The sequence below is a fragment of the Streptomyces sp. NPDC006384 genome, assembly GCF_042870695.1.
Classification (GTDB): Bacteria; Actinomycetota; Actinomycetes; order Streptomycetales; family Streptomycetaceae; genus Streptomyces.
This window is the reverse complement of sequence record NZ_JBIAHR010000021.1, coordinates 19,726-32,564: the sequence shown is the minus strand read 5'-3', so window position 1 is coordinate 32,564 and position 12,839 is coordinate 19,726. Positions and strand designations below refer to the sequence as shown.

The following is a 12,839-nucleotide window of genomic DNA, read 5'->3' as shown; positions in this document are numbered from 1 at the left end:
ATGTATGACCGGCGTCTATATTTCTGAACGCCTCCACGCTAAGCCGCCCTCCGGAGGCCGGTCAAGCGTGCCCACGCCCCACGCACCAGCGGAGACTTCGCTTTCGCACGGCACCGTCCGGACACTTGACGGGCCCCGCCTCCCTTCCTTAGCGTGTCCACGCATATGAACACCGTGCGTGCATGCGCACGCTCGGCCGTCGCGCGCAGGCGGGGCGGCCGATTCGAGGAGACTCTAGGAGACCCCGCGGATGCCCGCTCCCCGCACCGTTCTGCTCACCGGCGCCGCCGGCGGCCTCGGCACCCTGATGCGGGACCTGCTCCCCGGCTACGGCTACGAGCTGCGCCTGCTCGACCTGCGCCCGGTCGACGGCGAGCCGGACGCGATCGTCGCCGACCTCGCCGACAAGGACGCCGTCCGCGAGGCGGTCCGGGGCGTCGACGCGATCATCCACCTCGCGGGCATCTCCCTGGAAGCCCCCTTCGAGAAGATCCTCAAGGCGAACATCGAGGGCACGTACCACCTGTACGAGGCCGCCCGCGAGGAGGGCGTCGGCCGCATCGTCTTCGCCTCCTCCAACCACGCCGTCGGCTACACCCCGCGCCCCCGGGGCGGCGACCCCCTCATCCCCGTCGACACCCCGCGCCGCCCGGACACCTTCTACGGCCTGTCCAAGTGCTTCGGCGAGGACCTCGCCCAGCTCTACTGGGACAAGCACGGCCTGGAGACCGTCTCCGTCCGCATCGGCTCCTGCTTCCCGAAGCCGACCAGCGTGCGCATGCTCTCGGTGTGGATGAGCCCCGCCGACGGCGCCCGCCTCCTGCACGCCGCCCTCACCGCCGAGAACGTCGGCCACACCGTCGTCCACGGCTCCTCCGCCAACACCCGGCTGTGGTGGGACCTGACCTCCGCCCGCGCCCTCGGCTACGAACCCCAGGACGACTCCGAGCCGTACGCCGCCGAGCTCATCGCCGCACAGGGCGAACTCGACCCGGACGACCCGGCGCACGCCTGCCTGGGCGGCCACTTCGTGACCGACCCCCCGATCTGGCCGTACTGACGCGGCGGGGCGGGACGGGGCGGCGGAGGCGGAAAAGCCCTGGCCCGCTGCCACCATCCCCGCCTACGATCCCCGCATGCCCGGACCCCACGGCTTCGCCTACACCGCCGCCGCGAACGGCACCGTCCGCATCACCCACCACCACCGCCCCGCCACCACCCTGAACGGCTCCCGCGCCGCCCGCTTCCTCGAAGAGGTCACCGCCGGCGACCCCCAGCTGGTGATGGCCCGCTGGACGGGCAACTACCGACGCGGCAACGAACGTACCGCCCGCGACCACCCCCGGAACCGCCGCTGACCACGCCGCCCGGACACCCCGCCCCGATCGGCCCCGGGTAAGGGAACGGTAAAACACCCTCGCTCGTTCACCCGGCATGACAGCTATGACCCCCGGCTCGAACATCCCCCTCTCCGCCGCCCGCGTGACGGTGGACGTCACCGCGCCCGTGCGGCTGGACGTATCGGGCCTGCTGCTCACCGCCGACGGCAAGGTGCGCTCCGACGACGACTTCATCTTCTACAACCAGCCCACCGGCCAGGGCGTGACCTACCGCTCCGGCGGCGGCACCGCCCCGGACGCGATCACGGTCGACACCACCGCCGTCCCGCCGGGCATCGAGAAGATCGTCGTCACCGCCAGCCCGGACGCCGCCGGCCAGACGTTCCAGGGCATCGAGCCGACCGCCACCATCCGCAACGCGGACGACAACTCCGTCCTCGCCACCTTCACCCCGCCGCAGCTCGGCTCCGAGACGGCACTGGTGATCGTGGAGGTCTACCTGCGCAACGGTGTCTGGAAGGCCCGCGCGGTCGGCCAGGGCTACGCCGACGGCCTGGCGGGCATCGCCACCGACTTCGGCGTCTCCGTGGAGGAGCCCGCGGCCCCCGCCCAGCCGGCCCCGCCGCAGACGGTCACGCCGCCGGCCGCCCCCGCCGCCGCGCCCACGACTCCCGCCGCGCCGTCCGCTCCCCCGGCCGCGCCCGCCGCGCCGCCCGCCCCCGCCCCGGGCGCCGGGAAGATCAACCTCGACAAGGGCCGGGTCAGCCTCCAGAAGAACCAGACCGTGTCCCTGGTCAAGGGCGGCCGTCCGGTGCTCTCCCAGGTCAAGATGGGCCTCGGCTGGGAGCCCGCGTACCGCGGCAAGGACATCGACCTGGACGCCTCCGTCATCGCCTACGGCCCGCGGCGCAACCACATCGACAGCTGCTACTTCGGCAAGCTCCAGATCGTCGGCGGCGCCATCAAGCACTCCGGCGACAACCTCACCGGTGAGGGCGGCGGCGACGACGAGGTGATCACCGTCGATCTGGGCCGGCTCCCGCAGGAGGTCAGCGGCCTGGTCTTCACGGTCAACTCGTTCTCCGGCCAGAAGTTCACCGAGGTCGCCAAGGCGTACTGCCGCCTCATGGACGCCGCGACCGGCGAGGAGCTGGTCCGCTTCGACCTCACCAGCGCCGAGCCGCAGACCGGCGTGATGATGGCGAAGCTGATCCGCCAGTTCTCCGGCGAGTGGGAGATGACCGCCATGGGCGACTTCGTCAAGTCCCGCACGGTCCGCGGCATGGTGAAGCCCGCGGCCCAGGCACTGTAGGCGGTGCCCGGGGCGGGGGCGCCCGGCCTTCCCCGGCTCCCCTGCCCCGGCGCGAGCGCCTCCCGGCTCACCGGCTTCCGGCTTCTCGGCTCACCGGCTCACCGCACCCGCGCCAGCCCCTCCATGAGCAGCGACAGATACCGCCGCACGGCCGTCCCGTCCACCTCACCGGCCGCCTCGGACGCCGTCACCACCGCGTGCACCAGCCGCAGCACCTCGATCGGCTCGACGTCCCGCCGCAGCGCCCCCGCTTCCTGCGCCGCCCGCACCAGCCGCGTCGCCGCGCCCCGCACGCAGTCGCCGCAGGCCGGTCCGCCGCTGGTGACGGCGTTGCCCAGCAGCGCCCTCAGTCCCCTCACCCGGAGCATCCCGACGGCCAGCTCGTCGAGCCACGCGACGAGCGCCTCGCCCGCCTCACGCCCGGCCGCGATCTCGTCCGCGCGGGCGGCGATCGCCTCGATCCGCTCCAGGTAGGCCGCCTCCAGCAGCGCCTGCCGCGTCGGGAAGTGCCGGTACAGGGTGCCGACGCCGACCCCGGCCCGCCGGGCGATGTCGTCCAGCGAGGCGCCCTCACCGTGCTCGGCGAAGGCCTCCACCGCCACCGCGAGCAGCCGCTCACGATTGCGCCGCGCATCCGCCCGCATGGGCCTGACCTGCGTCATCGCCCCTCCCCGCAGCCCTGCCGACCTTTCGGGAACCCTACCGCGGGTGCCCGGACCGGGTGTCCCGGAGCCGGTCGGCGTCCCGGACCGCCCCGAGCAGCGGCACCGTCCGGAACGCCGCGCCCGGCAGCCTCCTCGCCGGGCCGCGCACCCCGTTCCCGGCCGGGGGCGACGCCGGGCCCGCCGGAGCCGGCCCCGGCGCACCGCCCCGCGCTCACCCCCCGCGCTGCGACCGCGCCTTGAACGCAGCCTTCCGCGCCTCCTTGGCGATCCTCTTGTCGGGGTGCAGCCGCCCCATCGCCTCCAGGACGTCGGCCGTCGCCGGGTGCTCGACCCGCCACGCCGTGTCGAAGAAACCGCTGTGCTGCAGGGCCAGTCCCTCCACCAGCGCCCGCAGTTCCTCGGAGTCGCCCTCTGCGGCGAGCTGCGCGGCCAGGGTGTCGACGGTCAGCCAGAAGACCATCGCCTCCGGCGGCGCCGGCACGTCCCGGGCGCCGTGCTCGGTCAGCCAGACCCGGGCCAGGCCGCCCAGCTCCGGGTCGTCGAGGACCTCCCGCAGCGCGGGCTCCGCATCGGCACCGACCAGGGACAGCGCCTGCTGGCAGCGCAGCCGGCGCAGCGGCGCGCCGGTGTCCGAGCCGCGGGCCGCGGCGAGCAGTTCGCGCGCGGAGGCGAGCGGATCGCGGCGGGCGAGCCACCGCTCGGTCTCGGCGTGGGCCGCGGCCGGCGGGAAGTGGGCGGTGCCGTCGAGCAGCGCGTCGGCGTCCTTGTCGGCGAGGTCGCCGACGGCGGGGGCGTCGAAGCCGGCCTCCAGCAGGCGGGCGCGCAGCCCGTACAGGCCGAGCGGGGTGAGCCGGACCATGCCGTAGCGGGCGACGTCGGTGTCGTCGACGGGCGCCGCGGGTTCCTCGTCGCCGTCGGCCATGAGGGCCTCGTCCACCGGCTGGTACGCGACGAGGCCGATGGGCTCCAGCAGCCGGAACTGGTCGTCCAGCCGCATCATCGCGTCGGAGACCTGCTCCAGGACGTCGTCGGTGGGCTCGTCCATGTCGCCGGGCACGATCACGGACGCGGCCAGCGCGGGCAGCGGAACCGGCGTGTCGCCGGAGCCGTCCTCGCCGACGGTGAGCAGGTACAGGTTGCCCAGCACGCCGTCGAGGAACTCGGCCTCGGCCTCGGGGTCCCAGCCCAGGGACGACAGGTCGATCTCGCCGCCCTCGGCCATGGCGTCGACGATGTCGTCCAGGTCGGGCACGCTCGCGTCGGCGAGCACCGTCTCCAGGGCGGTGAGCCACACGCCGAGCACGTCCTGCGGGGAGCCGCCGGTGAGGAGGGCGAGGTCCTCGCCCGTCGCGACGGTGCCCTTCTCCTCGTCGGTGATCTCCACCAGGCCGGTGTCCACGGCGATCCGCCACGCCTCGCTCGCGTACGCCGCGGCGTCGTCCCCGGTCAGCCCGAGCAGCTCGGCGGCGGCCGGCAGCTGTTCCTCGACGAGTCCGCCGCCGGCGTCGACGCGGGTGTCCGGTCCGGCCCAGCGGGCCAGCCGGGCGGCCCGGGAGAGCACCGGCGTGGACAGCGCGTCGCGGGCCAGCTCCGCTTCGGGGTGCAGCCGCGCGGGCGGCAGGGTGGAGCTGTCTGACATCGGATGTTTCTCCTCGCGCGCCTCGACCGCCGTACGGCCGTCCTTCACCGCCGTACGGCTCAGCCGCTCAGCCTAGACGGGTTTCCACCCATGCCGCCCGGTTCATCTCCCCGTCGGCTTCCGTACATGGCCGAAACCTTGACAACGCACGTGAGCAAGAAGGAGATTGACGCGCGTAGAAAGCGGTGGGACAGGTGTCCGACCGGGCCCCTGAAAGGCCCTGCGGATCCTGCGGGCCCTGCGGTCCCCGCACCCCGCCCCGGTCCCGCTCCCGTCCCACCCTGCTCCACCCTGCTCCACCCTGCTCCGCCCTGCTCCACCTCTGTCCCATCCCTGTCCCGTCCGCGCCCCGCCTGTGTCCCGGCGCTCCGTCACCTCCCCGGAGGGATCCCGTTGGCCAGCAAGTCCTCCACGCGCCTCGCCGCGCTGACCGTCGCCGCCGTCTGCTCGGCGGCGTCCACCGTCGTCATCGCCTCGCCCGCGCACGCCGACCCGGTGCGCATCCACGACATCCAGGGCAGCACCCGGCTGTCGCCGTACGCCGGCAAGCAGGTCACGGACGTGGCCGGAATCGTCACCGGCGTACGCGGCTACGGCTCCTCCAGGGGCTTCTGGATGCAGGACCCGCGCCCGGACGCCGATCCGGCCACCAGCGAGGGCGTCTTCGTCTTCACGGGCTCCACCCCGAAGGTCGCCGTCGGTGACGCGGTCACCGTCTCCGGCACGGTGACGGAGTACGTGCCGGGCGGCACCTCGTCCGGCAACCAGTCGCTGACCGAGATCACCCGCCCGACGGTCACCGTCGTCTCCGGCGGCAACACGGTCCCGGCCCCGACGGCCGTCTCCGCCCGCTCCGTGCCGCGCGCCTACGCCCCCGAGGGCGACCCGGCCGCGAACGGCTCCGTCAACGCCCTGCCGCTGCGCCCCTCGGAGTACGCCCTGGACCACTACGAGTCCCTGGAGGGCATGAACGTCCAGGTCTCGGACGTCCGCGTGGTCGGCGCCTCGGACCCGTACACCGAGCTGTGGGTCACCGTGAAGCCGTGGGAGAACGCCAACCGCCGCGGCGGCACGGTCTACGGCTCCTACGGCTCCCAGAACACCGGCCGCCTGCAGATCCAGTCCCTGGGCAAGCCGGCCGACTTCCCCGACGCGAACGTGGGCGACACCCTCGCCGGCACGACGTCGGGCCCGCTGGACTACAACCAGTACGGCGGCTACACCCTGGTCGCGGGCCGCATCGGCACCCTGGAGAGCGGCGGCACCGAGCGCGAGACGACGCGCGCGCAGAGCGGCCGCGAACTGGCGGTGGCCACGTACAACGTCGAGAACCTCGACCCGTCCGACGCCACCTTCGCCGCGCACGCCGAGGCGATCGTGCACCACCTCGCGTCGCCCGACATCGTGTCCCTGGAGGAGATCCAGGACAACAACGGCACCAAGGACGACGGCACGGTGGCCGCCGACGCGACGGTCGGCAAGCTGATCGACGCGATCGTCGCGGCGGGCGGCCCGCGCTACGAGTGGCGCGGCATCGACCCGGCCGACGGCGAGGACGGCGGCCAGCCCGGCGGCAACATCCGCCAGGCGTTCCTGTTCAACCCCGAGCGGGTCTCCTTCACCGACCGCGCGGCCGGCGACGCGACCACCGCGACCGGGGTGACGAAGGTGCGCGGCAAGGCCGTCCTCACCCACTCCCCCGGCCGCGTCGACCCGGCGAACGCGGCCTGGGAGGACAGCCGCAAGCCGCTGGCCGGCGAGTTCGTCTTCCGCGGCCGGACGGTGTTCGTCATCGCCAACCACTTCAACTCCAAGGGCGGCGACCAGGGTCTGACCGCGCAGTACCAGCCCCCGGCGCGCAGCTCGGAGACCCAGCGCCACGCCCAGGCGAAGGTGGTCAACACCTTCGTCAAGGAGATCCTGGCCGCCCAGAAGAACGCCGACGTCATCGCCCTCGGCGACATCAACGACTTCGAGTTCTCGACGACCACCCGCATCCTGGAGGACGACGGCGCCCTGTGGTCGGCGGTCAAGTCGCTGCCCCGCGGCGAGCGTTACTCGTACGTCTACCAGGGCAACAGCCAGGTCCTCGACCAGATCCTGGTCAGCCCCTCCGTCCGGCACGGCGGCCACCTGTCCTACGACAGCGTGCACATCAACGCCGAGTTCCACGACCAGATCAGCGACCACGACCCGCAGGTCCTGCGGTTCCGCCCGTAGGGACGGGGAGCCCACCCGGCCGTCGCCGAGCCGGCGCCGTACACACAGGTGAGGGGCCCGGTGCACCGGTCCCCTCACCACCGTGTCCGCTCCCTCAGCAGTACCCGTGGCTCCGGCGCCGCAGCACCACGCCCACCGCGACCAGCACACCCGCCACCGCCCCGGCGACGAGCACGGGCCCCGGACGCCGCCGCGCGGCCTGCCCGGCCCCGCCCGCCTTCTCCTGCACCGTGTGCCCGGCCCGGCCCGCCTTCTCCTGGACCGCGTGGCCGGCCCGGCCCGCTCTGTCCTGCACGCCGTGGCCGGCCTGGGCGACGGAACTGCGCAGCTGCACGGTCATCGCACCGGCCTTGTCCCTGAGGTCGGCGGCGCGGGCCTTGGCACGCCCCTTGACGTCCGCCTTCCCCGCCAGCTCCTCCACGGTGTCACCGAGCTGGCTGCGGGTCTGCTCGATCTGCTGCCGCAGCTCGTCGGGCCCCTTGGCCCCGCCCACCGGCTGCGCGGTGGAGCCGGACCTCGCGCCGTCACCCCTCGTCGTGTCGGTCATCGATGCGCCCTTTCCCTGATCACGTCCACGTCGGCCCTGACGCTTCCGAGGGTCGCCTCGGGCTTCGGGGGCACGGCACGGCGGAGCTGGGAACGGCCCGTCACGGCCAGTACACCCGCGATCGCGAAGAGCACCGCCGTCACGATGAGCGCCGCGGCCCAGACCGGCAGCACCAGCGAGAGTGCGGCGACGGCCGTACCGGCCAGGGCGAACAGCCCGACGTACGCGACGGCGCCGGCGGCACCGAGCATCCCGCCGCCGCGCCCGGCACGCTTGCCCTTCTCGGCCAGCTCCATCTTGGCGAGGGCGACTTCCTGGCGCACGAGCCGGGAGAGCTGTTCGGTGGCCTGACCGACGAGTTCGCCCACGGAGTGGTGCTCGTCGTGCACAGGCCTGGTGTGCATGGTCCCGGTCACAGTTCCGCCTCCTCTCGTTTCGGGAACCTTCCGGGTACCCCCGGCCGGCCACCGCTACCCCGCGCCCTCCGCCCGGACGACCTCGCAGCGTTCCTTATCACTACCTCGTAGAAGATTTAAGTGGAACTACGCGATCGTTCCTCCGAGACTGCTCCCATGACGACGACGGACGACCGTTCCCCCGCACCTTTCGGCCGCGCGCTGTGCGCCATGGTCACCCCGTTCACCAGGACCGGCGCGCTCGACCTCGACGGTGCCCAGCTCCTCGCCGACCGGCTGGTCTCCCGGGGCTGCGACGGCCTGGTGCTGTCCGGCACCACGGGCGAGTCGCCGACCACGACGGACGCCGAGAAGACGGCGCTGGTGACGGCGGTGCGCGAGGCGGTCGGGGACCGGGCGGCACTCGTCGCCGGGGTGGGCACCGCCGACACCCGGCACACGGTGGAGCTGGCCCTGGCGGCGGAGAAGGCCGGCGCGGACGGGCTGCTGGTGGTCGCGCCCTACTACAGCAGGCCCCCGCAGGACGCCCTGGAGGCGCACTTCCGGGAGGTCGCCGACGCCTCCGGCCTGCCTCTCGTCCTGTACGACATCCCCGGCCGCACCGGCACCCGCATCGAGCCCGACACGCTCGTCCGCCTCGCCGGGCACCCGCGGATCGTCGCCGTCAAGGACTGCGCCTACGACCTGCTCGGCACGCAGAAGGTGCTGTCCCGCACGGATCTCGCCTGCTACGCGGGCTGCGACGAGCAGATCCTCGCCCTGTACGCGGTCGGCGCGGCGGGATACGTGAGCACGGTCGCGAACGTCGTACCGGACGTGTTCCGGGCCGTCCTCGACGCCTTCGACGCGGGCGACACCGGGCGGGCCGCCCTGTTGCAGCGGCGGACGCTCCCGCTCGTCGAGTCGATGATGGCCTCGGGACTGCCCGGCACGGTCACCGCGAAGGCGCTGCTGGGCGCCCTGGACCTGCCCGCGGGCCCGGTCCGCGCCCCACTGCGGGACGCGGACCGTCCGACGACCGACGCCCTGCTGGCGGCGTACGGGGAACTGGTCACCGCCACCGGTCAGTTCCAGGCGTAACCGTCACCGAACAGCAGCGTGTGCTCCAGGACGTCCTCGGCCGGGTCGTCGATCTGCCCGACGTGGACGTTGAGGAGCCCGAAGCGGGGGCCGTTGTGCGAACCGGTGGTGGTCTCGTCGGCGTGCGCGGTCCCGGCGGAGGCCCAGCACACCAGCACCGCGGCCCCCACCCCGGCCAGCCGGCCCACCACGTTCCTCACCCGCTCGCTCGTCATACCAGCCCCTCGTCTCGTCTGATCGGCGTCTGATCGGACCCTGCGTCCACCCGTTCATCCGCCGAGCCCACCGGAAGGTAACGCCCCGTCACCCCTGCGGGCAGGGGGCGCACGAAGCACGCGGTCACCATCCCCTCGGCGGCACACCACCCGCCCGCCCGCCCAGGGACTGTCTTCGGTCGCGATCGACGAGGTGGCAGATCGTGGACATCATCGGTCTTCAGCGGTCCAGTTCCTCCCACCGAGCCGCTGCTGTCTGCGGCCGGTCAAGCCGACGGCGACCCAGGCGGCGAAGAGGACGGTGGCGGCGACGAAGCCCGCGACGGTGTCGATGATGACGAGCATGAGCAGGGCCGTGATCAGCGTGATCGTCCCGACCGAGGACGTGGCGAAGGAGTCGGCACGCAGGACGATGCGCAGGAAACGTGAGGGTACGGCGTCGGTCATGGATAACCATTCTGCGGACAGACCCTGCCGTGATCAACGGGGTTGCAGGAGGCTGCCGATCCAGACGGCCGCTGCGCGGAGGTGAAGTCCGGCGAGGTGGCTCTCGGGGGCTTGTCGTAGCGGGCGGCGATGCCGCGCCATGCCTTCAGTTTGCTGATCAGGCGCTCGCCGGTGTTGCGCTCCTCGTACAGCTCGGCGTCGTGCGTGACGGGCCGGCCGCCCCGACGGCCCTTCTCCTTGGGGCGCCTCCCGGCCGAAGGCCGGGGGAGAGTTCACCGGCCGGATCGACCGCGCCATCATGCACGGGCACCTGTGGTCGCCCTCGTATTTCTCCGCACCGTGCGGCGGAGCACCGCCGGCGATCGTCCGCCAGTACACCGAGCAGTAAAGACGTCCGCTCCGAAGCGCACCTCAGAGCAGCCTCGTGATGCATTCACCCCCGGCGTGAACGCCGGGGGTTTCTGCAAGGGCCCCGGTAAGCGCCCTCCCGGGCCGTCCTCGGGCCGTGGAAGGGCGCTCGGCGTTGACCAACGTCGACAACTGCCGACAGCTCAGCAGCAGGTCAGGGCGTTGATCCATAAGGCGGCCGCAGGTCACGGCCGCCCGTGATCAGTTGTGGCTGTGCAGGACGTCGTTCAGGCCGCCCCAGACCGCGTTGTTGGGGCGGGCCTCGACCGCGCCGGTGACCGAGTTGCGGCGGAAGAGGATGTTGGAGGCGCCGGAGAGTTCGCGGGCCTTGACGATCTGGCCGTCGGGCATCGTCACGCGGGTGCCGGCGGTGACGTAGAGGCCGGCCTCGACCACGCACTCGTCGCCCAGCGCGATGCCGACGCCCGCCTCGGCACCGATGAGGCAGCGCTCGCCGATGGAGATGACGACGTTGCCGCCGCCGGAGAGCGTGCCCATGGTGGAGGCGCCGCCGCCGATGTCGGAGCCGTCGCCGATGACGACGCCGGCGGAGATGCGGCCCTCGACCATCGACGTGCCGAGCGTGCCGGCGTTGAAGTTGACGAAGCCCTCGTGCATGACCGTGGTGCCCTCGGCCAGGTGCGCGCCGAGGCGGACGCGGTCGGCGTCGGCGATGCGGACGCCCTTGGGAGCGACGTAGTCCGTCATGCGCGGGAACTTGTCGATCGAGGTCACCTGGAGGTGCAGGCCCTCGGCACGGGCGTTGAGGCGGACCTTCTCGACGTCGTCGACGGCGACGGGGCCGAGGGAGGTCCAGGCGACGTTGGCGAGGAAGCCGAACTGGCCCTCCAGGTTCAGGCCGTGCGGCTTGACCAGGCGGTGGGAGAGCAGGTGGAGGCGCAGGTAGACGTCGTGGGCGTCGATCGGCTTGTCGTCGAGGGAGGCGATGACCGTGCGGACCGCGACCACCTCGACGCCGCGCCGGGCGTCGGGGCCGGCCGCCGCGGTCGCGCCGCCGCCGAGCAGCTGGGCGGCCTGCTCGGCGGAGAGCCGCTCGGTGCCGGCCGGGCCGGGCTCGGCGACGAGTTCGGGGGCGGGGAACCAGGTGTCGAGGACGGTGCCGTCGGCGGCGATCGTGGCGAGGCCGGCGGCCACGGCGCCGGTGGTGCGGGAAGCAGTCGTGTCGGTCATGAGGGCAACCTAACCGGCCGCCGCGCAAGGAAGCGAGCCGACCCCGCGGCCGTCTCGCGTGCCGGGCGCCGCAAAGACTCCCACAGTGCCGGAAAGGGCCCGCACCGAGGTCAGGGACGGCTCGGCCGGTACCGGGCCGTCAGTGCGCCCCGCCCAGGTTCAGCACCACCACGCCGATGATGATCAGCGCGATCCCGGCCGCCTTGGTGGCGGTCATCCCCTCCCCCATGAAGGCCACCCCGATCGTGGCGATGGCCGCGGTGCCCACCCCGGACCAGATGGCGTACGCCGTGCCGACGGAGAGGGTCTTCAGGGTCTGGGCGAGCAGCGTGAAGGAGACCAGGTACCCGAGGGCGGTCAGCAGGGACGGCACCAGGCGGCTGAAGCCCTCGCTGTACTTCATGGCGGTGGTCCCGGCGACCTCGGCGGCGATGGCTCCGGCCAGGAGCAGATAACCCATGTGTACGAGCGTACACAGCGAGCCGGCCCCGAGAACGCCGGGACGGCGGCACCCCGAGGGGCACCGCCGTCCCGCGCACGACGCGTCAGCGTGTCTCAGACGTTGAACCCGAGCGCGCGCAGCTGCTCGCGGCCGTCGTCCGTGATCTTGTCCGGGCCCCACGGCGGCATCCAGACCCAGTTGATGCGCAGCTCGTTGACGAGGCCGTCCGTGGCGGACTTGGCCTGGTCCTCGATCACGTCCGTCAGCGGACACGCCGCCGACGTCAGGGTCATGTCGACGGTCGCGATGTTCGCGTCGTCGACGTGGATGCCGTAGATCAGGCCCAGGTTGACGACGTCGATGCCCAGTTCGGGGTCGACGACGTCCATCAGGGCCTCGCGGAGCTCCTCCTCCGAGGCCGGCTTCATCTCCACGGTCTCGCTCATGCCGTCGTCTCCTTCTCGGCGTCGGCTCCGTCCAGTGCCTGGGCGGTCGCGTCCTTCCAGGCCATCCAGCTCAGCAGGGCACACTTGACCCGGGCCGGGTACTTCGAGACCCCGGCGAACGCGACCGCGTCCTCCAGGACCTCCTCCATGGCGTCGTCGGGCTCGAGCTTCCCCTTGGACTGCATCAGTTCCAGGAAGGTCTCCTGGATCTTCTGCGCCTGGGCGAGGTCCTTGCCGACGAGCAGGTCGTTCAGTACGGAGGCGGAGGCCTGGCTGATCGAGCAGCCCTGCCCCTCGTACGAGACGTCGCTGACCGTCGTGCCGTCGTACTTCACGCGCAGCGTGATCTCGTCGCCGCACGTCGGGTTGACGTGGTGCACCTCGGCGTCGCCATCCCTGAGACCACGCCCGTGCGGGTTCTTGTAGTGGTCCAGGATGACTTCCTGGTACATGGAGTCCAGCTTCATGCGA

At 72.7% G+C, this 12,839-nt stretch carries 15 protein-coding genes and 2 pseudogenes; 6 read left to right on the top strand and 11 right to left on the bottom strand.

Features of this window, described 5'->3' with window-relative positions; all coding sequences use genetic code 11:
* Window positions 1-250: 250 nt before the first annotated feature.
* The 3 genes from ACFYOJ_RS25955 (at window position 251) to ACFYOJ_RS25945 (ending at window position 2,652) form a co-directional block, all read left to right on the top strand.
* Window positions 251-1,060, top strand: a complete 810-nt coding sequence (locus tag ACFYOJ_RS25955; RefSeq protein WP_356555026.1) for an NAD(P)-dependent oxidoreductase — start codon at window positions 251-253, stop codon at window positions 1,058-1,060.
* Between the two features lie 76 nt (window positions 1,061-1,136).
* Entirely contained in the window at window positions 1,137-1,358 is a 222-nt protein-coding gene (locus ACFYOJ_RS25950; RefSeq protein WP_356555024.1) for a hypothetical protein, read from the top strand.
* An 85-nt stretch (window positions 1,359-1,443) separates the two neighbouring features.
* Window positions 1,444-2,652 (top strand): TerD family protein, encoded by a 1,209-nt coding sequence (locus ACFYOJ_RS25945; protein WP_356555213.1) that lies wholly within the window; start codon window positions 1,444-1,446, stop codon window positions 2,650-2,652.
* A 98-nt stretch (window positions 2,653-2,750) separates the two neighbouring features.
* On the opposite strand, the gene ACFYOJ_RS25940 is transcribed toward ACFYOJ_RS25945, so the two are convergent.
* Together ACFYOJ_RS25940 and ACFYOJ_RS25935 are read right to left on the bottom strand one after the other, a co-directional pair.
* Window positions 2,751-3,314: a helix-turn-helix domain-containing protein gene (locus ACFYOJ_RS25940; protein ID WP_356555022.1), complete on the bottom strand. Its 564-nt coding sequence runs from the start codon at window positions 3,312-3,314 to the stop codon at window positions 2,751-2,753.
* Window positions 3,315-3,528: 214 nt separating this feature from the next.
* Window positions 3,529-4,956, bottom strand: a complete 1,428-nt coding sequence (locus ACFYOJ_RS25935) for a hypothetical protein (protein WP_356555021.1) — start codon at window positions 4,954-4,956, stop codon at window positions 3,529-3,531.
* Window positions 4,957-5,349: 393 nt separating this feature from the next.
* Between ACFYOJ_RS25935 and ACFYOJ_RS25930 the strand changes: the two genes are divergently transcribed.
* On the top strand, window positions 5,350-7,176 hold the full coding sequence (locus tag ACFYOJ_RS25930; protein WP_356555020.1) for an endonuclease/exonuclease/phosphatase family protein: 1,827 nt from the start codon (window positions 5,350-5,352) through the stop codon (window positions 7,174-7,176).
* Between the two features lie 94 nt (window positions 7,177-7,270).
* Here the strand turns inward: ACFYOJ_RS25930 and ACFYOJ_RS25925 are convergent, their stop codons facing one another.
* Window positions 7,271-7,723 carry a DUF3618 domain-containing protein gene (locus tag ACFYOJ_RS25925; RefSeq protein ID WP_356555018.1) on the bottom strand — a complete coding sequence of 151 codons (453 nt, stop codon included), beginning with the start codon at window positions 7,721-7,723 and terminating at the stop codon, window positions 7,271-7,273.
* Entirely contained in the window at window positions 7,720-8,139 is a 420-nt protein-coding gene (locus tag ACFYOJ_RS25920; RefSeq protein WP_356555016.1) for a phage holin family protein, read from the bottom strand. Before ACFYOJ_RS25920 ends, ACFYOJ_RS25925 begins: the two co-directional genes overlap by 4 nt.
* A 156-nt stretch (window positions 8,140-8,295) precedes the next feature.
* Here ACFYOJ_RS25920 and dapA point away from each other — a divergent pair, with 156 nt between their 5' ends.
* The gene (gene dapA, locus ACFYOJ_RS25915) at window positions 8,296-9,219 is read left to right on the top strand and encodes a 4-hydroxy-tetrahydrodipicolinate synthase (RefSeq protein WP_356555014.1); all 924 of its coding nucleotides are present in this window, start codon (window positions 8,296-8,298) and stop codon (window positions 9,217-9,219) included.
* On the opposite strand, the gene ACFYOJ_RS25910 is transcribed toward dapA, so the two are convergent.
* From ACFYOJ_RS25910 to ACFYOJ_RS25900, 3 genes and pseudogenes are all read right to left on the bottom strand, one after another.
* Window positions 9,204-9,434: a hypothetical protein gene (locus tag ACFYOJ_RS25910; RefSeq protein WP_356555013.1), complete on the bottom strand. Its 231-nt coding sequence runs from the start codon at window positions 9,432-9,434 to the stop codon at window positions 9,204-9,206. The two genes, dapA and ACFYOJ_RS25910, sit on opposite strands and share 16 nt — an antisense overlap.
* Before the next feature lie 210 nt (window positions 9,435-9,644).
* Window positions 9,645-9,881, bottom strand: coding sequence for a hypothetical protein (locus ACFYOJ_RS25905; protein ID WP_356555012.1), 237 nt, complete (start codon window positions 9,879-9,881; stop codon window positions 9,645-9,647).
* Window positions 9,882-9,914: 33 nt separating this feature from the next.
* Window positions 9,915-10,120 (bottom strand): annotated as a pseudogene (locus ACFYOJ_RS25900) (IS5/IS1182 family transposase); the annotation flags it as partial.
* A gap of 65 nt (window positions 10,121-10,185) precedes the next feature.
* Between ACFYOJ_RS25900 and ACFYOJ_RS25895 the strand changes: the two are divergent.
* Window positions 10,186-10,269: pseudogene (locus ACFYOJ_RS25895) on the top strand (IS200/IS605 family transposase); the annotation flags it as partial.
* A gap of 221 nt (window positions 10,270-10,490) precedes the next feature.
* Here ACFYOJ_RS25895 and dapD read toward each other — a convergent pair.
* The 4 genes from dapD to sufU all read right to left on the bottom strand — a co-directional run bounded on the left by dapD (window position 10,491) and on the right by sufU (window position 12,835).
* On the bottom strand, window positions 10,491-11,480 hold the full coding sequence (gene dapD, locus ACFYOJ_RS25890; RefSeq protein ID WP_356555011.1) for a 2,3,4,5-tetrahydropyridine-2,6-dicarboxylate N-succinyltransferase: 990 nt from the start codon (window positions 11,478-11,480) through the stop codon (window positions 10,491-10,493).
* 139 nt (window positions 11,481-11,619) lie between these two features.
* Entirely contained in the window at window positions 11,620-11,940 is a 321-nt protein-coding gene (locus tag ACFYOJ_RS25885) for a multidrug efflux SMR transporter (RefSeq protein WP_356555009.1), read from the bottom strand.
* 95 nt (window positions 11,941-12,035) lie between these two features.
* The gene (locus ACFYOJ_RS25880) at window positions 12,036-12,368 is read right to left on the bottom strand and encodes a metal-sulfur cluster assembly factor (RefSeq protein ID WP_009187969.1); all 333 of its coding nucleotides are present in this window, start codon (window positions 12,366-12,368) and stop codon (window positions 12,036-12,038) included.
* Window positions 12,365-12,835, bottom strand: coding sequence for a Fe-S cluster assembly sulfur transfer protein SufU (sufU, locus tag ACFYOJ_RS25875; RefSeq protein ID WP_356555007.1), 471 nt, complete (start codon window positions 12,833-12,835; stop codon window positions 12,365-12,367). The genes ACFYOJ_RS25880 and sufU overlap by 4 nt, the downstream gene beginning before the upstream one ends.
* Between the last annotated feature and the right edge of the window lie 4 nt (window positions 12,836-12,839).